This is a genomic window from Staphylococcus pseudoxylosus (assembly GCF_044794325.1).
In the GTDB taxonomy this organism is placed as follows: Bacteria; Bacillota; Bacilli; order Staphylococcales; family Staphylococcaceae; genus Staphylococcus; species Staphylococcus pseudoxylosus.
The window spans coordinates 2413216-2433768 of the sequence record NZ_CP085024.1 but is presented as its reverse complement, the minus strand read 5'-3'; the positions used below and the strand labels follow the sequence as shown (position 1 = coordinate 2433768).

General features: G+C 33.0%; 21 protein-coding genes. 18 read left to right on the top strand and 3 right to left on the bottom strand.

The annotated features are described in order from the left end of the window. Positions 1-9: 9 nt before the first annotated feature. The 6 genes from hxlA (at position 10) to LG295_RS11695 (ending at position 4880) form a co-directional block, all read left to right on the top strand. Positions 10-642, top strand: coding sequence for a 3-hexulose-6-phosphate synthase (gene hxlA, locus LG295_RS11720; protein ID WP_029377852.1), 633 nt, complete (start codon positions 10-12; stop codon positions 640-642). 1 nt (position 643) lies between these two features. Continuing rightward, complete coding sequence (hxlB, locus tag LG295_RS11715; protein ID WP_107531787.1) at positions 644-1192, top strand: 6-phospho-3-hexuloisomerase; 549 nt, start codon at positions 644-646, stop codon at positions 1190-1192. Positions 1193-1651: 459 nt separating this feature from the next. Next, positions 1652-3232 (top strand): DcuS/MalK family sensor histidine kinase, encoded by a 1581-nt coding sequence (gene dcuS, locus LG295_RS11710; protein WP_318832381.1) that lies wholly within the window; start codon positions 1652-1654, stop codon positions 3230-3232. Between the two features lie 14 nt (positions 3233-3246). Then, the gene (locus LG295_RS11705) at positions 3247-3966 is read left to right on the top strand and encodes a response regulator (RefSeq protein ID WP_107531789.1); all 720 of its coding nucleotides are present in this window, start codon (positions 3247-3249) and stop codon (positions 3964-3966) included. 154 nt (positions 3967-4120) lie between these two features. Further along, positions 4121-4489: a YbaN family protein gene (locus LG295_RS11700; protein WP_107531790.1), complete on the top strand. Its 369-nt coding sequence runs from the start codon at positions 4121-4123 to the stop codon at positions 4487-4489. Positions 4490-4715: 226 nt separating this feature from the next. Beyond that, on the top strand, positions 4716-4880 hold the full coding sequence (locus LG295_RS11695; protein ID WP_199186516.1) for a hypothetical protein: 165 nt from the start codon (positions 4716-4718) through the stop codon (positions 4878-4880). Between the two features lie 685 nt (positions 4881-5565). On the opposite strand, the gene LG295_RS11690 is transcribed toward LG295_RS11695, so the two are convergent. Further along, the gene (locus LG295_RS11690; RefSeq protein ID WP_107529775.1) at positions 5566-6474 is read right to left on the bottom strand and encodes a PhzF family phenazine biosynthesis isomerase; all 909 of its coding nucleotides are present in this window, start codon (positions 6472-6474) and stop codon (positions 5566-5568) included. A 307-nt stretch (positions 6475-6781) separates the two neighbouring features. On the opposite strand from LG295_RS11690, the gene LG295_RS11685 reads away from it, so the two are divergent. The 8 genes from LG295_RS11685 (at position 6782) to LG295_RS11650 (ending at position 15147) form a co-directional block, all read left to right on the top strand. After that, a complete protein-coding gene (locus tag LG295_RS11685) occupies positions 6782-8107 on the top strand; it encodes a 2-hydroxycarboxylate transporter family protein (RefSeq protein WP_404476884.1) in 1326 nt (441 codons plus the stop codon). Between the two features lie 68 nt (positions 8108-8175). Beyond that, positions 8176-9351 (top strand): NADP-dependent malic enzyme, encoded by a 1176-nt coding sequence (locus LG295_RS11680; RefSeq protein ID WP_107558416.1) that lies wholly within the window; start codon positions 8176-8178, stop codon positions 9349-9351. 338 nt (positions 9352-9689) lie between these two features. Next, a complete protein-coding gene (locus LG295_RS11675) occupies positions 9690-11060 on the top strand; it encodes an AMP-binding protein (RefSeq protein WP_107529778.1) in 1371 nt (456 codons plus the stop codon). After that, the gene (locus tag LG295_RS11670; RefSeq protein WP_107529779.1) at positions 11057-12199 is read left to right on the top strand and encodes an acetyl-CoA C-acyltransferase; all 1143 of its coding nucleotides are present in this window, start codon (positions 11057-11059) and stop codon (positions 12197-12199) included. The genes LG295_RS11675 and LG295_RS11670 overlap by 4 nt, the downstream gene beginning before the upstream one ends. Then, positions 12171-12533 (top strand): hypothetical protein, encoded by a 363-nt coding sequence (locus tag LG295_RS11665; protein WP_107529780.1) that lies wholly within the window; start codon positions 12171-12173, stop codon positions 12531-12533. The genes LG295_RS11670 and LG295_RS11665 overlap by 29 nt, the downstream gene beginning before the upstream one ends. Before the next feature lies 1 nt (position 12534). Continuing rightward, a complete protein-coding gene (locus LG295_RS11660) occupies positions 12535-12798 on the top strand; it encodes a hypothetical protein (RefSeq protein WP_107529781.1) in 264 nt (87 codons plus the stop codon). Positions 12799-12989: 191 nt separating this feature from the next. Then, positions 12990-14402 carry an MFS transporter gene (locus tag LG295_RS11655; RefSeq protein ID WP_345965546.1) on the top strand — a complete coding sequence of 471 codons (1413 nt, stop codon included), beginning with the start codon at positions 12990-12992 and terminating at the stop codon, positions 14400-14402. Between the two features lie 298 nt (positions 14403-14700). Next, positions 14701-15147, top strand: a complete 447-nt coding sequence (locus tag LG295_RS11650) for an ASCH domain-containing protein (protein ID WP_107529783.1) — start codon at positions 14701-14703, stop codon at positions 15145-15147. 258 nt (positions 15148-15405) lie between these two features. On the opposite strand, the gene vraX is transcribed toward LG295_RS11650, so the two are convergent. Together vraX and thiD are read right to left on the bottom strand one after the other, a co-directional pair. Then, positions 15406-15576 (bottom strand): C1q-binding complement inhibitor VraX, encoded by a 171-nt coding sequence (gene vraX / locus LG295_RS11645; protein ID WP_017723548.1) that lies wholly within the window; start codon positions 15574-15576, stop codon positions 15406-15408. A 275-nt stretch (positions 15577-15851) separates the two neighbouring features. Continuing rightward, positions 15852-16682: a bifunctional hydroxymethylpyrimidine kinase/phosphomethylpyrimidine kinase gene (thiD, locus tag LG295_RS11640; protein WP_107529784.1), complete on the bottom strand. Its 831-nt coding sequence runs from the start codon at positions 16680-16682 to the stop codon at positions 15852-15854. Between the two features lie 792 nt (positions 16683-17474). Here thiD and LG295_RS11635 point away from each other — a divergent pair. From LG295_RS11635 to LG295_RS11620, 4 genes are all read left to right on the top strand, one after another. Next, on the top strand, positions 17475-18131 hold the full coding sequence (locus LG295_RS11635) for a uracil-DNA glycosylase (RefSeq protein WP_107529785.1): 657 nt from the start codon (positions 17475-17477) through the stop codon (positions 18129-18131). Positions 18132-18134: 3 nt separating this feature from the next. Further along, positions 18135-18500 (top strand): DUF5327 family protein, encoded by a 366-nt coding sequence (locus tag LG295_RS11630; RefSeq protein ID WP_325999529.1) that lies wholly within the window; start codon positions 18135-18137, stop codon positions 18498-18500. A gap of 26 nt (positions 18501-18526) precedes the next feature. Next, on the top strand, positions 18527-18889 hold the full coding sequence (locus LG295_RS11625; protein ID WP_039068954.1) for a DUF423 domain-containing protein: 363 nt from the start codon (positions 18527-18529) through the stop codon (positions 18887-18889). A gap of 63 nt (positions 18890-18952) precedes the next feature. Then, a complete protein-coding gene (locus LG295_RS11620) occupies positions 18953-20440 on the top strand; it encodes an APC family permease (protein ID WP_107558757.1) in 1488 nt (495 codons plus the stop codon). Positions 20441-20553: the final 113 nt, after the last annotated feature.

Here is a 20553-nt window from a genome sequence, read left to right as displayed (position 1 = left end):
ATGATCATTTTGGAATTACAACTAGCAATTGATTTATTAAACAAAGAGGAAGCGGCAGAGCTTGCAAATAAAGTTAAAGACTATGTAGATATTGTAGAAATTGGTACACCAATTGTGATAAATGAAGGGTTACCAGCCGTACAACATTTAAATGATAATATTGAAGGCGTTAAAGTTTTAGCTGACCTTAAAATTATGGACGCAGCAGATTATGAAGTGAGCCAAGCAGTGAAGTTTGGTGCAGATGTAGTAACTATTTTAGGTGTTGCTGAAGATGCTTCTATCAAGGCTGCAGTTGAAGAAGCACATAAACATGGTAAAGAATTATTAGTCGATATGATAGCAGTACAAGATTTACAAAAGCGTGCAAAAGAATTAGATGAACTAGGTGCGGACTACATTGCCGTTCACACAGGTTATGATTTACAGGCTGAGGGCGAATCACCATTAGAAAGTTTACGTCAGGTGAAATCAGTAATTAAAAGTTCTAAAGTTGCGGTAATCGGTGGTATTAAACCGGATACGATTAAAGAAGTGGTAGCAGAAGACCCAGATTTAGTTGTAGTTGGTGGCGGTATCGCTAATGCAGATGATCCAGTAGAAGCTGCAAAGCAATGTAAAGATGCGATTGAAGGCAGATAATATGACTGAAATTACAAACTATCGTCTAATCTTAGACGAACTAGACCATACCCTTTCACATGTGAAAGATAATGAAGCTGAAGTTTTTTTAGCACAGGTCGTTAAAGCGAAACAAGTTTTTGTTGCTGGGAAGGGTCGCTCTGGCTTTGTAGCAAATAGTTTTGCCATGCGTTTAAATCAATTAGGCAAATATGCATATGTTGTTGGAGAGTCAACGACGCCTTCCATCACTTCAGAAGATTTATTTGTAATTATTTCTGGATCAGGAAAAACGGAACACTTGAAACTTTTAGCTGATAAAGCTAAAGGTGTTGGCGCTGAAGTGGTTTTATTGACGACAAGTCCAAATTCACCAATCGGTCAATTGACGAATGCAATCATTGAGTTGCCAGCTGGTACTAAATACGATGCAGAAGGTTCGGCTCAACCATTAGGTAGTTTATTCGAACAAGCGTCACAAATATTCTTGGACAGCATCGTTTTAGATTTAATGTCAGAACTGAATATAGATGAAGAAACCATGCAACAAAACCACGCAAATTTAGAATAATTAAGGTGTTCGAGAGGTTAGCACATAAATCACTAACATCGTTTAACTGTCGACAAGGTCTCCGACTTTGTTGGCAGTTTTTTATGCGTCATTTTCGTGAATAAATAAAAGTTTAGATTGTACACTACAGCTATTAATATTTCTGCGAACATTACGGTCTTATTAATGTATATCTTATTTATATGTAGAGATAAGATATAGCTAAAATAGTGTTTTTTTTATTAATCATGTTGTTAAAATTTATATTATAAATATATAATGTATTTATTAGTGTTTTATCATTCATTAAAGTAATGGCTTTCAAAAAAGGTTTATCTATTTTAATATAAATCAAATAGGTAAAAACAAATAAATTTGGTTAACAAGGAATAAAAAATTTCTGAAAATTTAGACATGATTAATAATATTATGCTAAGATATGCTGATGTTTTAGCGTCTAATGTGATGAAGGTGAGATATTTGAAGAAACGACAATGGAAATTAAGTACAATAATTATTATTTTTGTATGTATCGTTGTGCTAATTTCTTTAGTTATTACTAGTATTTTAATAAGTAATACTGTTAAAAATTCTATTCATAGAACTGCTGAAGAGAAGGCGGAAGCTGTGTCTAGCACCACGGCACAATCTAATATTATTAAAAGGGGTTTGAAAGATAAAAGTAAGGAACAACAAATACAGCGTTATGCTTCTGAAATTAAGGCAGCGACAGACGTCAGTTTCATTGTTGTTATGGATATGAATAGTATAAGAAAATCGCATCCCAATTCTGATTTAATAGGTAAAAAATTTCAAGGAGGAGATGAATCACCAGCCTTAAAAGGGAAAGAAATTATAACTGAATCTAAAGGAACTTTAGGAAAATCGTTAAGGTCATTTACCCCAATTTATGACAATGGTGAACAGATTGGTATAGTCGCAGTTGGTATACCAATTGAAACTGTAAATGAAGCATTTGCATCGGGAATGAAAGATATTTGTATTGGCCTGATTATAGGTCTGTTTTTCGGCATTGTAGGTGCATACTTATTGGCGAGATATATTAAAAAGATACTACATGGTTTAGAACCTGGAATTATTGCGAAACGATTAGAGGAAAGAAATACGATGTTGCAGTCTGTTCATGAAGGCATCGTTGCAGTAGATAAAGATGGGAAAATTAATTTGGTAAATAAATCGGCTATACAAATATTTAAAAAAGCGGGATTAGCTGCATATCCAATCGGCATGAAAATAAATGAATATTTGGATTCAACTCAATTAGATAAAGTGGTAGAGATTGGACAACCTCAAGTTGATGAAGAACAAAATATTAACGGCGTGAAAATATTGGTTAATAGAGTGCCACTATATGTTAATAACCAAATCGTTGGAGCAATTTCAACTTTCAGAGATAAAACAGAGATGAATAGATTATCCGAACAACTAGTTGGTGTGAAAACTTATGCGGAAACTTTAAGAGCACAATCTCATGAATTTAGTAATAGGTTACATGTTATTATGGGCATGTTACAAATGGAAAATTATGAGGAAGTAAAACAATATATTCGAGAAATTGTGAGTTATAGTGCTCAAGAAAATGTTAATATTGCTACACAAATTAAAGATGCGGCATTGGCAGGATTTCTAATTGGTAAACTGAGTTTGGCTAGGGAGAAAAATATAGAATTAACAATTCATATAAATGAAGTGGTTCCCGAACCTCATGATAGTCGATTAACACATGAAATTATTACCGTAATTGGTAATTTAATTGATAATAGTATAGATGCTTTAGAGCATCAGAATGACAAAATAATTAAAGTTAATTTAAACTATACACAACAAAATTTGAAATTTGATATAACAGATTCCGGAGAAGGTCTAACAACACATATGCAACATAAGATTTTCGAAAAAGGTTACTCTACAAAAGGAAATAACAGAGGGTATGGTCTATATTTAATAAAAGAAAGTGTTAAGAAGCTCAATGGCTCAATTAACGTCGATAAAGATTTGGATGGATGCACTAAATTTATAGTTGAAATCCCATATGATTGAAAGAAGGGGAAAAGATGATTGATGTATTAATTGTTGAAGATGATCCGATGGTCGCTCAATTAAACCAACAATTTTTAGAAAAAATAGAAGGATTTAATATAAACGATATCGCATATAACATTAAAGATGCCACAGCAATACTTCAATGTAAGAAGGTTGATTTAGTATTATTAGATGTCTATTTACCAGATGAAAGTGGTCTGACATTACTTGATTATATACGTCAACATCAATTAAAAACAGATGCAATATTAATTACGGCGGCATCAGACATAGAAAAAGTACAAACTGCGCTACACTATGGGGCAGTCGATTACTTAATTAAACCATTTGAATTTGAAAGATTTGAACAAGCATTAGTTAAATATAAGCATAAGTTTCAAATATTTAATCAACGCGAAGTAGTAGATCAAACCGCGTTAGATGAGGCGCTACTTATTAAGCGTAATACCACTCATGAAACTAAAGCGACACTCCCTAAAGGTTTAACGCAGAGTACATTGCAAGCGATTGTTAATAATGTGAATCAATCAGAAAAGAGTGAGTTTTCTACGGCAGAAATTGCAGAAGCGGCCCATATATCTAGAGTTTCTGTACGTAAATATTTAAAGTTTCTTGTAGAAATAGATATGCTTGAAGAGTCGCTCACTTATGGCATTGGTAGACCAGTATATTTATATAAATTTAAAAAGAAAAACATCGATTTTCTACAAAAATATATTTCAATTACCTAGAAAGTATTTAATAGTGCCTCAAGTAAATGTTTGTAGTGTTCGTAACTGCAGATTGAATATCCACTGCTCAACTTGCATTATGATTGAAGTCTAAAGTTCAAAAAGGTATCTAATTAGTTTATAATTAGAATTAATTAACTTTAGGAGTGTTTTTTTGAAATACTTTTTAATTACTATGGGTGTATTATTTACAATTATTGGTTTTGTAGGAGCTGTATTACCGCTATTACCTACGACGCCATTTTTGTTAGTTGCTGTTATTTGTTTTTCCAAGAGTTCGGAGAGATTTGAAAAATGGTTAGTAAATACTAAAGTTTATATAACTTATGTAGAGAGTTTTAAAAACAACAAAGGTTATACTTTGAAAAATAAATTTAAGTTATTGATTAGTGTTTATATTGTTGTTGGATTTTCGATTTTTATGATAGATCATTCATTAATAAGACTAGGGTTGGTAATTATGGTAGTTATCCAGACAATTGTGCTATTTACAGTTGTTAAAACATTGCCTAAGGATTTTTAAGTTTAAAAAAGTAGGAATAAGAAACAATAGGATAGCGATTAAATTGTATTCAGCTTTTATTTTGACCATTTGTATTTATAAAAGGTAGAAATGGTCAAATGCTCATATGTAATCTCACAAATTCAATAAGCAGATTACAAGAGAGGATTTAAAAACAAAGGTATAGGGTCGATGTGCATAAAAACTAGTTTTTTTAGCGTTATTCTTTATAACTGGAGGATTGAAAATGAAATTTATCACTATTATTTTGGGTATTTTAGTGATACTTTCTTGGTTGTTTGTACTAAAAGAGTACAAACAAGGAAATGAGAAAACAGAAAAAGGTAAGACAGTCATCCTAATTGCTTGTGCTTTGACTTTAGTAATGACATTAATGAATTTCTTTGACTAGTTAGAAAGTTGAACATCATACTAATTGGCTTTAAAAGTGATAGCGTTAAAATTTATAAACTTTATTAATGATATGACATATTATTAATAGAAAAGCTCCCTGGAATCTATATAGTCGATTTCGGGGAGCTTTTTAACAAGGAAATTATTTTATTCTTTTAAATATAGTTGAAGCAATGGCACAAAAAATGGTAATACAAAGTAACACACATAAAAGTATAAAGCTACTGCCAGTGACATTAAAGCCCATTTCAAAAGTAGTATTACGCTTATGCATATAGAAATTTATAATTATAGTAATTACCACGCCAATAAAGGAAAGTATGCCTATAATATCAATCATTAATTTAGCGTAAGGGTACTTGATATTTTTAGTAATCATATCTTCACTGCTTTCTTTAAATTTAATTTATGAAAAATGCGAATTGTTTGTACTTGCATGTAAAGTGATAAATAAGAGCTAGAAAAACGCTTCATTTATCATTATAAGATTAGCAATTTATTTTTTCTTAAACTTTAAATGTTTATCATAATTATAGAATATGTGATATTTATATGTAAGCACTATAAACATAATAACATAGTTTATTAATATGTTATAATCGTGATAAATATATTTTGGAAAAGAGTGTTTGATTAAAATAAAGCATGTGGCATAAATATATGATCCACATGCTTTTATTGTTTTAAATGTCATCTAAAACAATGCTAAAGGTTTTGACATACACAGCATTCCCAGAAATTTTTATATCATAATCATCAGTATGAGTTGTCACTTCAACGTTCACTTTACCATCCTTTTCTATTTCTTGACCTTGTTCGATGAGTAACGTTAATGGGTTAGATACCCTCTGTCTCTGTTTTATATATTTAATGTAATATGCGCCCATTACACCGGAAGCGGTACCTGTGACTGGGTCTTCTTTAGTACCTGAAAAGGGTGAGGAAAAATGTCTTGCATGCATATCGGTGTTGAAGTGATGCGTTTCCATACAGAATGGATGAATCGAAACGTGTGGCAGTTCTTTTAATATTGAAGGAAATAGGTCATTATCTGGATTCAATTTTTCACAAACTTTAAGGTTTTTAACTGGGGTAATAAGTGTCCAAACACCTGTACTTCCATAAACAATAGGTAAATTATCATCAAAATCGCTTGTTTCTATACCCAAAGCATTAGCTAAATCAACCTTAGAACCAGAGAATGTTTTAAACTGTGGTGAGGCTTGTTGCATAGTAATATATACATCATCACTTGAATTATCAATTTTTATTGGTAATACACCAGCGTTTGTTTCGATTGTAAAGTCTGTTTTATTCTGTAATAAACCTCTAGTTTTTAATGCGTAAAGCGTTGCAATAGTTGCATGACCACACAGGTTCATTTCATGACCTGGCGTAAAAAATCGTATGCTTAAATCAGCTTTATTAGATTTAAGTGGAAAAGCAGTTTCATTGAATCCAACTTTTAAGGCAATCGCCTGCATTTCTTCAACTTTTAAATCATCACCACATAATACGACACCCGCTGGATTACCTCTATTTGCTTCAGTACTAAAAGCGTCATAGTGATAGACTTGTACAGATTTTGTCATTGAATCACTCCTATATGTAACAATCTCATATTTAATGTTGTTGATTAACTCATTTGTTGTTACCTCTAATTTATCAAAGTTTATAGCCTAAGTAATAAATGATTATTAAAATAACACTAATTGTAATCACGTTTAACCCAAAATATTATTCTGTTTACCCGTTATTATTTAATAATGTTACATATTTTTGGTTTTTTTAATTACAAAAAGATTTAAAAATTTACATAATCTATCATTCCTCCTCGTTTAGCAATATTATGAAAATATTCATTATTTAAGGGGGATGTCAATGATATCTAAAAGTGAAATGAAAGCGCTTACTATAGATGGGGTAGAAAAAGATGGCCGAATCTGGTCGAAATTAACACATATGAAGTTAGGGGTTATACCTTTACCTCTCTATATAACATTAGCAGTAATCATATTTATTGCCTCTGTTTACAATGCGTTACCGGCCGATATGATTGGTGGTTTTGCGATCATTATGATTTTAGGGGTATTGTTTGGTGATTTAGGAATGAAAATTCCAATTTTAAAAGATATAGGTGGTCCTGCAATTTTAGCTTTATTAATACCATCTTCTTTAGTATTTTTAGGTGTCTTTAATACAGCTTCTATGAACGCCGTAACAACGTTAATGAAAACATCAAATTTCTTATATTTTTATATTTCATGTCTTGTTGTTGGTAGTATTTTAGGAATGAAGAGTAAAGTTTTAATACAGGGGTTTACCCGTATGTTTATTCCGTTAATTGTAGGTACTTTAACAGCGGTTATTGTTGGATTACTTGTAGGTATGTTATTTGGTTATGAAATTAAACATACATTATTTTATATTATTGTACCTATTATTGGGGGAGGAATTGGAGAAGGCATTTTACCTTTATCAATAGCATATTCATCAATTTTAGGGGAATCTGCTGAATCCTTTGTTGCGCAAATGATACCAGCAGCTGTTATCGGTAATATTATTGCAGTCGTGACAGCTGGATTAATGATGAGATTAGGAGAAAAGAAAAAGTCATTATCTGGTGATGGGACATTAGTAAAGGCAACTGATGATAAAGAGATGGCAGCTGATACAAACGACGATAATAAAAAAGTAGATTTTTCACTTATGGGAGCGGGTTTATTAATAGCCTGTACGTTCTTTATTTTTGGTGATCTTGCACACAAATTCATTGGTATTCCAGGACCAGTAATTATGATTTTATTGGCTACATTGATTAAATGTTTACAATTAATGCCTAATAAAATGGAACAAGGTGCACACCAGCTATACAAATTCATATCTACGAGTTTGACTTGGCCACTTATGGTTGGCTTAGGTATGTTGTATATACCATTAGAGGAAGTTGTTAAGATTGTTTCACCTGCATATATTGTGGTTTGTGCTTCAGTGGTTATAACGATGATTGGCTCTGGGTTTTTTGTCGGCAAATTGATGAAAATGTATCCAGTTGATGCTGCCATTGTTACAGGATGTCATAGTGGCCTGGGTGGCACAGGTGATGTTGCAATTTTATCAGCATCAAAACGCATGTCATTAATGCCATTTGCGCAAGTAGCAACAAGATTAGGCGGTGTATCAACAGTAATAGCTGCAACATTTTTAATGAAACTATTAAGTTAATAAGAATGCATTCACTACTATTTATAAATAAAAGACGAAATAACAAATAATTAAGGGAGTAGAAATACATGACTATAAAAAACTATAAAGCTGAATCAATAGAGCTTCATCAAAAACATGCAGGGAAATTGGAAATTAATAGTAAAGTAGATGTGAATACGCAAGAAGATTTAAGCACAGTTTATACGCCTGGTGTTTCGGAAGTGTGTAATGTAATTGCTGAAGATGAAGAAAAGGTAAATACATTGACGTCTAGAGGTAATATGATAGGCATTGTCTCAGACGGTACAGCCGTTTTGGGGCTAGGCGATATTGGGCCCAAAGCTGCGATACCAGTCATGGAAGGAAAAAGTATATTATTCAAAAAATTTGCAGATTTAGATGCCTTTCCTATTTGTTTGGATACTAAAGATACTGAAGAAATTGTTAATATTATAAAGGCACTTCAACCTAATTTTGCAGGAATAAATTTAGAAGATATTGCAGCACCTCGTTGTTTTGAAATTGAAAAAAGATTAAAAGAAGCATTAGATATTCCTGTGTTTCATGACGATCAACATGGGACCGCTATTGTTGTGCTTGCTGCATTAATTAATGCATTAAAAATTGTCGAGAAAGAAGATTATGAAGTGCAAATAGTGATTAATGGTGCAGGGTCAGCAGGTATTGCCATTGCGCAATTATTATTAAGTGCTGGATATAAAGATATTGTATTATTAAGTATTGAAGGCGTAGTTTGTCAAGGCGAGATATGGATGAATGATGCACAAAAGGATATTGCTGAAGTGACTAACTTAACGCAAAAACGCGGTGGTTTAGATGATGTGATTCAAGAGGCAGATGTGTTCATAGGCGTTTCGGCACCTAATGTTTTAAATGAAAGTCATGTTAAAGCGATGAGCGATCAGCCAATTATTTTTGCATTAGCCAATCCAATACCTGAAATCTTTCCAGAAGAAGCAATTGCTGCAGGAGCCGCTGTTGTAGGAACTGGGCGTTCTGATTATCCAAATCAAATTAATAATTTACTAGCATTCCCAGGTATCTTTAGAGGCATTTTAAATGCGCGTAAGCAGCATATTACGACTGAAATGAAAGTAGCTGCTGCACAGGGTATTGCAAATGTTATTCCTGAAAGTGAATTAAGTAAAGACTATGTAATTCCACATGCATTAAATTCAGATGTAGTAGCAACGGTAGCCAATGAAGTTGAAAAATCAGCTTTGGAAACAGTCCATAAATAAATTGATTTAAATGAAGTGGATGATTGATATAGTCAGTAACTATAACTGATTTTTAAAACTGTCAAAGTTACCGATATTAAAAATTCTATTTCTTATAAATGTTGTTGAGAGCATGCTAAATCGTATAATAAATGAGGTCGATATGAGTTGAGGATAGTGTTTCTGTCCTAAAATCATGTCGACTTTTTTATTTAAAATGGAATGATTGTTATAGAAATCGTAATAATAAAATATAAAAATATTTGAAAAAAACAGTATATAGCTACACCGAACAATATGAAATCTATATAATAAATGTTAACATTAAGAATATTATAGTTAACAATAAGGTGATGAAAATGCAATTATTAAAAAATATTGAAAGGTACGCGCAATATCAACCGTACGATTGTGCACTTCAATTTGATGCAGAACTTGTAAGTTATAAAGCGTTGCAAGCACGCATAGTAGCGATTGTAGAACAATTACATGATATTCCTGAAAATCAATGTGTTGCACTTACGATGAACAACCCGATGTCTACAGTATTGTATTATTTGGCTTTGATCAAAAAAGGATGCATACCTTGTGTTATGGATTTTCGATGGACTCAAGAGCAAGTAAACAAGCTCATAGAAAAATACGATATTGCATATCTTATAAATAATGATTTAAAAGTCATATTATTTAAACAAGTAGAAGAAAATACTACAAAGATAGATAATATATTACATATTGGTTTTACTTCTGGAACGACAGGTCTGCCTAAAGCGTATTATAGAAATGAGATGTCATGGCTATATTCATATGAAGAAACTGAAAAATTAATGGACACTGAAATAGATACTATGATTGCACCAGGGCCACTATCACACTCTTTATCTTTATTTGTGTGCATCTTTGCTTTGTATAGTGGTAGGAAATTTATTGGGCAGCAACAATTTAATGCAAAAGTATTAATGAATAAAATAAAAATAGACAAAACAATAAAGCATTGCGCTTTATTTGTAGTTCCTACAATGTTAGATACTTGTGTTGCCTGGAACAGTTCTGGGCAACAAATTAGATATATATTTACGACCGGAGATAAGTTACAACATCGTTTAAGAAATAGTGTTACCATGCTTTTTCCTAATGCAACATTAATAGAGTTCTTTGGAACTTCGGAGGCGAGTTTCATTAGTTATAACTATAATAATGAGGCACCTAGTCATTCTGTTGGAAAACTATTTCCTAATGTTACAATCAATCTCGACCAAGTTGATGAATATGGTATTGGTAAATTAAAAGTTAAGAGCAACATGGTATTCAGTGGATATATTGGGGATTCACATCCAAATGATGATTGGATAGAGATTGGTGATTTTGCATCAATAAACTCAGAAGGTTATTTATATTTACATGGTCGCCAGCATGAACGAATGATTATTGGTGGTAGGAATGTTTATCCAAGTGAAATAGAACATTTTGCTCAAAATTTTAAAGAATTCAATGAAGTATTAGTCATTAGTGAGCCTCATTCAAAATTTGGCGAAATCGCTATAATGCTTTATACGGGTGAGCGTCAAGTGAAGTATCGGGAGTTTAAGCATTATTTAACTCAGTATTTGGCTCGTTATCAGGTGCCATCAAAGTTAGTGAAAGTAAGTGAAATGTATTATACACAAAGTGGTAAAATTGCACGCAAACTTATGAGAAGTCTTTATTTAAAGGGTGAATTAAAACAATGAACGAAGCAGTTGTAATCGCAGCGAAACGAACGCCATTTGGCAAATATGGTGGGAAATTAAAGCATTTAGAACCAGAAGCATTATTAAAACCATTATTTGAGCATTTCAATGCACAATATGCACATATAATGTCAGAAGTTGACGATGTTATTTTAGGTAATGTGGTAGGAAACGGTGGCAATATTGCTAGAAAATCTTTGTTAGAAGCTGGATTGAATCAAAATATTCCAGGGCTTACATTAGACAGGCAATGTGGTTCTGGGCTAGAAGCTGTGATACATGCATGTCGAATGATTCAAGCTGGTGCGGGTTCCATATATATTGCTGGTGGTGTAGAAAGTACAAGCCGAGCACCATGGAAGATTAAAAGGCCGCAATCCGTCTATGACACGCAGTTACCTGAATTTTTTGAACGTGCCTCTTTTGCACCAGATAGCCAAGATCCATCGATGATTCAAGCTGCAGAACATGTAGCACAAACATATAACATTTCAAGAAAAGATCAAGATGCATTTGCATGGAAAAGTCATAGCAAGACAATTATGGCTTATAAACAAAAGCATATTAATCAAGAAATTGTTCCGTTGGAAGTAAAAGGTGAAATTTTTAACAGAGACGAAAGTATTAAGGAAAAAATGGGTGAACGCACATTAAATCGTTTGAAACCGTTATTAACTGAAGGAACAGTCACTGCAGGTAATTGTTGTATGAAGAATGACGGTGCAGTATTATTGTTGATTATGGATAAAACAGTCGCTAAAGATTACGGTTTACAAGAAGGTTTAATTTTTAAAGATGGCATTACAATAGGACTAGACCCTACTATACTCGGTATGGGTCCTGTACCTGCAGTAAACGCGTTACTTGAGAGAAATAAATATACAATAGATGAATTAGACGCCATGGAACTAAATGAGGCTTTTGCATCTCAAGTATTAGCAAGTCAAAGAGAGCTAGGTATGTCACTAGATAAGTTGAATATATATGGTGGCGCAATCGCTACAGGGCATCCATATGGAGCAAGTGGAGCTGCCTTGGTTACACGCTTGTTTTATATGAAGAATTATCATAGAACTATTGCAACTATGGGTATTGGAGGGGGCATGGGAAATGCAGCATTATTTGAACGATGGTCATGAAGTTAGAGAAGTTATATTCAATGATAAGGAAGTTAATATTTACAATCAATTTTTTGGTAATGAGCCAACTAATATAGTTCCTCCACTTTTGTGCGCAAAGTTATGGCCAGAATTTACCTTGTTTCAAGAATTTATAGAAAATGAAATTTTACTTAGAGAAACCGAGGTTACTCAAATACATCCTTTAAGTGTAAATGAACATTATTTAGCACATATGTATATTGTCGACTGTAAGAAAATACGTCAATATATGAAATATATAGTCAAGTTAGAAATTAATAAAAATAAATATAAATGTATATCTATTACGCAAACTTTTTTGGAGTGTATTTAAAATGTTTGAGCTAAATATAAAACAAGTAAGTGAATATTTATCATTAATTAACGATCATAATCCAGTACATAAGCAAATAGTTCCAGGTCAAATGGTAGTTCAAATAGCGCTTACAAAAACAAAAGTGAATTGGTCATCTTACAAAGTGAAATATGTTGAATCTATTGAAATATCAGAAGTTATTAAAGTTAAATTTGAAAAACCTAATAAATTAATTATTTTAAATGAAAATGACAAAATAAAAATATGTATTACGAAAAAATGAGTTTCCATATTTACTTAATGGAGCTCGTTTTTTATTTTATTATAAGTTTTATATGTACGAAAAATAAATAGATTAGTATACATTTTTTGCATAAAAATAAAGAAAAAAGTGATTAAAAGGTTGAGTGCAGTTTGACAATATTCATTAACTACGTATAATTGTATAACATGTTAAAGGGAGTGGACATATTCATGGATTATGAAAAGGATTTTGATAAAAGTAGTATAAATAAGGTTGATCCCAAAACTGCTAAAAAAACTGTGTTTGCCACAGGTATCGGAAACGCAATGGAATGGTTTGACTTTGGTTTATATTCTTATTTAGCGGTGATACTCGGACAAAACTTCTTCAGTTCGGTAGAAAATGATCAACTCAAAACAATATTTACATTTGCAACATTTGCAATCGCGTTCTTACTTAGACCAGTCGGTGGTATTATCTTCGGTATGATTGGGGATAAATACGGTAGGAAAGTAGTATTAACAACAACCATCATTATGATGGCGTTCTCGACACTACTCATAGGTATATTACCTACATATGATCAAATTGGTGTTTGGGCTCCAATACTACTCTTATTAGGTAGAGTGTTACAAGGATTTTCAACAGGTGGAGAATATGCAGGTGCAATGGTATATATAGCAGAATCATCTCCAGATAGAAAGCGAAATACACTTGGTTCTGGACTTGAAATTGGTACATTATCAGGTTATATTGCTGCATCAGTATTAAGTGGATTATTATTCTTCTTTTTAAATGATGATCAAATGGCTTCGTGGGGTTGGAGAATTCCATTTATCTTAGGCTTATTCTTAGGTATCTTTGGTTTTTATTTAAGAAGAAAACTAGAAGAATCTCCAGTATACGAAAATGAACTTGCAGATAAACCGAAAAGAGATAACATTGGTTTCTTAACCATTATTAGATATTATTATAAAGATATTATTGTATGTTTTGTTGCAGTTGCGTTCTTTAACTGTACAAATTATATGGTAACTTCATATATGCCATCATATTTACAACAAATTGTTAAATTAGATGGCACAACAGTATCTGTCTTAATCACAGTTGTTATGGCAGTAATGATTCCATTAGCATTAATGTTTGGTCGACTTGCTGATAGAATTGGTGAGAAAAATGTATTTTTAATTGGATTGATTGGTACTGCAGTATTTAGTATTGCTGCTTTTTCACTTTTCCAAACAACGTCGATTATCTTTATTATCGTTGGTATCTTTGTCTTAGGTTTCTTCTTATCAACATATGAAGGAACTATGCCTGGTTCGTTACCAACAATGTTCTATACTCATATTAGATATAGAACGCTGGCAGTAACATTTAATGTATCTGTGTCATTATTTGGTGGTACGACACCGTTAATCTCATCTTCACTTGTAGCGAAAACAGGTGATCCATTATCTCCGGCTTATTATTTAACGGCTGTGAGTATTGTAGGTATTATCGTTATTTCGTTATTACATGTAAGTACAGCAGGGAAATCACTTAAAGGTTCATACCCTAATGTCGAAAGTGACGAAGAATATGAATATTATAAGGATAACCCTGATAAAGCTTTGTGGTGGACGAAAGATAAGCGCGTGTAATTAAAAATTTCAAATATAGTTAAAAGAGGGACAGAAATCAATTTTTTATATAAAATGATTTCTGTCCCTTTCTATGAACTATGACGAGGAATGAAATAGCTTTTGATGAAAGAAACACTCGAGTTAATTCTCATGTGCAAGCATCATTAATTTAATAAACGGATTGCAAGGGTTAAAAATACTTATGTTCATTTCAGTTATTTACTGTCTATATGATTAAACAGTTCCAGACATTCAATGTCCAGGACTGTTTTTTATGTTATCTTAAGGTTAATTGAGAAAACTTAGGAGGATGAATATGGCTGATACAGTAGAACAGTATTGGAGAAAATTTATTGAAGCATTCCCAGAATATAAAGGTATGAAATTTGAAGCATGGTCTTTTGGTGTTGATGAAGATGAATTAGCGAAATTAGTAAAACAAGGTGAGAAAACTGCAACGACAAGTGGTTATGAATCTTATAAAGTTGAAGAGGAACCACTCCCTAAAGTAGGAGAGGTTAGTGTCATTTTAAATGAAAGAGGTCATCCCCAATGTGTAATTCAAACAACACGCGTTTATCAAACTACTTTTAATAAAGTAACTGAACATCATGCATACTTAGAAGGCGAAGGTGACAAGTCGTTAGCATATTGGCGTAAAGCACATATAGATTTCTTTAAGCCGTATTATGAGTCTTTAGGATTGGAGTTTAATGAATCAATTGGAGTAGTATGTGAAGAGTTTAAATTGCTATATGTATAAAAATAGTGGTACATAAGTTAGAACTGCTTCGAGGTTGCTCTCCAAGCAAACAAAGGGGACAATCTTTGCCTAACTATGTACCACTTAGGGTGAGTGTTTATAGGGTTGTGTGTGTTCAAAGTGTGTATAAGGGGACAACTTATACATGCTTTGCTTTTTTAACTTCATATTTCTTAAAGGGGAGTTAATTGTATATCTTAAATTCTGAATTCTTCATATTGCATTTTCTGCAAAGTCTTCGATGTATAGAAAATGTGCTTAATAACTTAACTTCATGTTATCAACATCATTTTCAAGTAGAGAGAGTAACTTATATAATTCATTCATGTTGAAATTTTCATCGAACTTAACAGAAATTGTTTTGAAAGTCTTGGTGATGATTTCATATATTGGGTTACCATTTTCAAAAGCTTGTTTGTAGATAATCATGTTGTGATTCCCTCCTTTATCTCTCTACACTTAATATATTAATAGAAAAACAAAGTAAATACATGAGTCTACAGTATCAACTTTTTATCAGACTAATGTCGTATATTATTTGAATATTTAAATAATAGTGCGTGTTTGAAGTAGTTTTATAGGTTGTTTGAAGTTTATATTATATAGTTGTTCATAACCCATTTTTCAAAACTTTCCATAATATATAAAGAAAACACACCTCATTGTAAACATGCTTTTGAGGTGTGTTTCTGTCTCTCATTTATTTAAACTTCTGTAACTTCTACATCAATGTGTTCAACGCGGTTAAATGCACCATGATCAACTGGACCAACGAAGTCATTCATTTTCCAACCATTTTTAATTGCTGAAGCAACAAATGCTTTTGCAGCGATAACAGCATCTTTAGGTGATTTACCATTTGCTAAGTATGCAGTAGTAGCTGCTGCGAATGTACAGCCAGCACCGTGGTTATAACTTTGTTGGAACATATCTGTTGTTAATTGATAGAACTGTTTGCCATCAAAGTAAAGGTCGTATGATTTATCTTGGTCTAATGCTTTACCACCTTTAATAATAACGTGTGCTGCACCTTGTTGGTGAATAATTTCGGCGGCTTTTTTCATATCATCTATTGATTTTAAAGTACCTAAATTGGCAAGTTGACCAGCTTCAAATAAGTTTGGTGTTACAACAGTAGCTTTTGGTAATAAATATTCTACCATTGCGTCTGTGTTACCTGGATTCAGTACTTCGTTTTCTCCTTTACATACCATTACTGGATCTACAACAAAATAGTCTGCACCAGACTCAACGAATGCTTCGCCGGCACGTTTGATAATTTCTTGTGTACCTAGCATACCTGTTTTCACTGCATCTGGACCAATTGAAATTGCTGTTTCTAATTGTTTTTCAAATACATCAAATGGAATTGGTGTTACATCATGTGACCATGTTTTTTCATCCATTGTTACGATTGAAGTTAAGGCTACAATGCCGTATGTGTTTAATTCCTGGAAGGTTTTTAAATCAGCTTGCATGCCTGCTCCAGCACTAGTATCTGAACCGGCAATCGTTAATGTTTTTTTCAATGCCATTAAATTTCACTCCTAAATATCTTTTGCACTTATCATACCATGTTTAACAGGTATTCTAAATAATGAGGTGTTGATAAAGAAGGCTTTGAGAAGCTTGTAAGGATTTAAAAGGATTTACGTAAGTGAGGGTCGTTAAATTAATAAACCAAGCAAACACCTGAGCATAAGCTCAAGTGTAAGCACCACTAATTTTGCTAAAGCAAAAAAGTGATAAAGCCTCTCGTTACCGAGAAAGAAGAGAGGAACACCTGAGCATAAGCTCAAGTGTAAGCACCACTAATTTTGCTAAAGCAAAAAAGTGATAAAGCCTCTCGTTACCGAGAAAGAAGAGAGGAACACCTGAGCATAAGCTCATGTGTAAGAACCACTAATTTTGCTAAAGCAAAAAAGTGATAAAGCCTCTCGTTACCGAGAAAGAAGAGAGGAACACCTGAGCATAAGCTCATGTGTAAGCACCACTAATTTTGCTAAAGCAAAAAAGTGTTAAAGCCTCTCGTTACCGAGAAAGGAGAGAGGAACACCTGAGCATAAGCTCAAGTGTAAGCACCACTAATTTTGCTAAAGCAAAAAAGTGATAAAGCCTCTCGTTACCGAGAAAGGAGAGAGGAACACCTGAGCATAAGCTCAAGTGTAAGCACCACTAATTTTGCTAAAGCAAAAAAGTGATAAAGCCTCTCGTTACCGAGAAAGGAGAGAGGAACACCTGAGCATAAGCTCATGTGTAAGTACCACTAATTTTGCTAAAGCAAAAAAGTGGTTCTTTATGTTACTATATGAATGAGGTGAGACGATATGGAATGGTCGGATATTTTTCATGATATAACTACGCGACATGACTTTACTGCCATGCATGATTTTTTAGAAAAAGAATATACTACTGAAGTGGTGTATCCAGATAGAGAAAATATTTATCAAGCATTTGATTTAACGCCTTTTGAACACGTGAAAGTGGTCATATTAGGCCAGGATCCTTATCATGGACCGAATCAAGCACATGGATTAGCTTTTTCAGTGCAGCCAGATGCCAAGTTTCCACCTTCTTTACGAAATATGTATAAAGAACTTGAAGATGATATTGGTTGTATAAGAAAATCTCCACATTTACAGGATTGGGCGCGTGAGGGTGTCTTGTTATTAAATACTGTTTTGACGGTTCGCCAAGGGGAAGCGCATTCTCATAAAAATATTGGCTGGGAAGTCTTTACTGATGAAGTGATAAAAGCGGTATCTGAACAATTGACAAATGTCGTGTTTATTTTATGGGGGAAACCCGCGCAACAGAAAATTAAGCTAATAGACACTACAAAACACCATATTATTCAGTCTCCACATCCGAGTCCATTGTCAGCATATCGTGGTTTCTTTGGATCAAAACCGTATTCTCTGACAAATAAATATTTACAGACAAATGGCATCCAACCAGTGAATTGGTGTGAGAGTGAGGATTAATATATGGAAAAAGAAAAGATTATTCAATTGATTGAACAGGAGTTAATTCAAGCAGACGAAGCTCAAAGTAATACTGATTTTGAGAAGCATATATATGCGATTCATACATTAACATCATTAGTTACTGAGACTGGTTCTAATAAACAACTTTATAGTGACAATAGTTTTAATGTATCATCTTCTTTTAAATCATCAACAGTACAACAAGGCAATACTAAAGCGCATATTTCTGAAAATGAAATCAGAGCGATGGGTGGAAAAGTTCCAAATAGTTCCAGTCAGAATGTGACAACCGATACTGGATTAAATTCTAATAAATTGGTTACAGATGATGAAATAGGTAATGGTGACTCAATTTTTGATTTTTAAATAATGGAAGGATGGAAATTAACATGATGAAAGTGTTTATTGTTTTAGGCGCACTTAATGCGATGATGGCAGTAGGTACAGGTGCTTTTGGTGCACATGGATTAGAAAATAAGCTGTCGGAGAAATACTTATCCATTTGGGAAAAGGCGACAACTTACCAGATGTATCATGGTCTAGGATTATTAGCGATAGGTATCATTAGTGGTACTACATCGATTAATGTCAATTGGGCAGGTTGGTTACTATTCTTTGGTATTATATTTTTCAGTGGTTCATTGTATATTTTAGCTTTAACTCAAATTCGTATATTAGGCGCGGTTACACCAATTGGCGGCGTACTATTTATTGCTGGCTGGCTAATGTTAGTTATAGCAACGATTAAATTATAAATTTATAATTGTTATAGAATTCATCTTATGGGTATAATACATTCCATGAGGTGAATTTTATTTATGAGTCAAAATGAAAAACAGATAGATAGAGGAGATTTAAAACAGAATTTATCTGAGAAGTTTGTATGGGCAATCGCCTATGGATCGTGTATAGGTTGGGGTGCTTTTATATTACCTGGTGACTGGATAGGTCAATCAGGCCCGGTTTCTGCAGCGATAGGTATCGTCATCGGTGCATTATTAATGATACTTATAGCAGTAAGTTATGGTGCATTAGTAGAACATTTTCCTGTTTCAGGCGGAGCCTTTGCATTTAGCTTTTTAGGGTTTGGGAGGTACGTAAGTTTCTTCTCATCCTGGTTCTTAACATTTGGGTATATTTGTGTGGTCGCATTAAACGCCACAGCATTTAGTTTATTAATTAAATTTTTATTACCTGATATTTTAGAAACTGGTAAATTATATACGATAGCAGGATGGGACGTGTATATCACTGAAATTCTGATTGCTTCATTATTATTAATTGTTTTTATGTTTATAGCGATTAAAGGTGCAAGTGTTTCAGGGTCTCTGCAATACTATTTCTGTGTAGCAATGGTTATTACAATATTATTATTATTTTTCGGTTCTTTCTTTGGTAATAACTTTTCTTTTGAAAATTTACAACCATTAACCGATGAAAGTAAGGGATGGTTTACTTCAATCATAATGATTGTGGCAATTGCGCCATGGGCATATGTTGGATTTGATAATATACCACAGACAGCGGAAGAATTTGATTTTTCGCCTAATAAAACATTCAAACTTATTGTATATAGTTTGTTAGCTGCAGCATTTACCTATGTATTGATGATATTATACACTAGTTGGTTAAGTACTTCGTCGACCAGTTTAAATGGAAACTTATGGTTAACAGGTGCTGTAACACAAGAAGCCTTTGGTTATATTGGTTTAGCAGTGTTAGCAATTGCTATTATCATGGGGATTTTTACTGGATTAAATGGCTTCTTAATGAGCTCCAGTCGTTTGCTATTCTCTATGGGCCGTTCAGGTATTATGCCATCAGTATTTAGTAGATTGCATAATAGATACAAAACGCCATATATTGCAATTATCTTCTTAGTTGCTATTACGTTAATTGCACCGTGGTTAGGACGTACTGCATTGACTTGGATTGTCGATATGTCGTCAACAGGAGTATCTATTGCATACTTTATTACTTGTCTGTCAGCAGCTAAGTTGTTTAGTTTTAATAAATCCAGCAATACGTATAGCCCTGTTTATAAAACATTTGCAATCTTAGGCTCAATCGTATCATTTATTTTCTTACTGTTATTATTAGTTCCTGGTTCACCAGCCTCACTATCTCTACCTTCATATATTGCATTAGGTGGTTGGTTAGTGATTGGTTTAATCTTCTTTGTAGTGCGCTATCCAAAATTGAAGCGTATGGACAACGATAAATTAAGTAGATTGATTTTAAATCGTTCAGAAGATGACATCGTAGATCTAATAAATGAACACAAGTCAGAGAAAGCGAATCAATAGTTATTACTTCTCGTAAACATATGTATTTAGCATGTAATAGTAAAAATTAAATGATTTAAAAAGAAGGACAGCAATCTATAGTGATGAGCTGTCCTTCTTTTTTGTGTCAATTG

Coding starts and splice junctions, on each gene's coding strand:
- LG295_RS11655 (WP_345965546.1), top strand. CDS start 12,990: ATGGATTATGAAAAGGATTTTGATAAAAGTAGTATAAATAAGGTTGAT.
- LG295_RS11695 (WP_199186516.1), top strand. CDS start 4,716: ATGAAATTTATCACTATTATTTTGGGTATTTTAGTGATACTTTCTTGG.
- vraX (WP_017723548.1), bottom strand. CDS start 15,576: ATGATTATCTACAAACAAGCTTTTGAAAATGGTAACCCAATATATGAA.
- LG295_RS11620 (WP_107558757.1), top strand. CDS start 18,953: ATGAGTCAAAATGAAAAACAGATAGATAGAGGAGATTTAAAACAGAAT.
- LG295_RS11675 (WP_107529778.1), top strand. CDS start 9,690: ATGCAATTATTAAAAAATATTGAAAGGTACGCGCAATATCAACCGTAC.
- LG295_RS11685 (WP_404476884.1), top strand. CDS start 6,782: ATGAAAGCGCTTACTATAGATGGGGTAGAAAAAGATGGCCGAATCTGG.
- LG295_RS11680 (WP_107558416.1), top strand. CDS start 8,176: ATGACTATAAAAAACTATAAAGCTGAATCAATAGAGCTTCATCAAAAA.
- hxlB (WP_107531787.1), top strand. CDS start 644: ATGACTGAAATTACAAACTATCGTCTAATCTTAGACGAACTAGACCAT.
- LG295_RS11625 (WP_039068954.1), top strand. CDS start 18,527: ATGAAAGTGTTTATTGTTTTAGGCGCACTTAATGCGATGATGGCAGTA.
- LG295_RS11705 (WP_107531789.1), top strand. CDS start 3,247: ATGATTGATGTATTAATTGTTGAAGATGATCCGATGGTCGCTCAATTA.
- LG295_RS11690 (WP_107529775.1), bottom strand. CDS start 6,474: ATGACAAAATCTGTACAAGTCTATCACTATGACGCTTTTAGTACTGAA.
- LG295_RS11630 (WP_325999529.1), top strand. CDS start 18,135: ATGGAAAAAGAAAAGATTATTCAATTGATTGAACAGGAGTTAATTCAA.
- LG295_RS11650 (WP_107529783.1), top strand. CDS start 14,701: ATGGCTGATACAGTAGAACAGTATTGGAGAAAATTTATTGAAGCATTC.
- thiD (WP_107529784.1), bottom strand. CDS start 16,682: ATGGCATTGAAAAAAACATTAACGATTGCCGGTTCAGATACTAGTGCT.
- LG295_RS11635 (WP_107529785.1), top strand. CDS start 17,475: ATGGAATGGTCGGATATTTTTCATGATATAACTACGCGACATGACTTT.
- LG295_RS11660 (WP_107529781.1), top strand. CDS start 12,535: ATGTTTGAGCTAAATATAAAACAAGTAAGTGAATATTTATCATTAATT.
- LG295_RS11670 (WP_107529779.1), top strand. CDS start 11,057: ATGAACGAAGCAGTTGTAATCGCAGCGAAACGAACGCCATTTGGCAAA.
- LG295_RS11665 (WP_107529780.1), top strand. CDS start 12,171: ATGCAGCATTATTTGAACGATGGTCATGAAGTTAGAGAAGTTATATTC.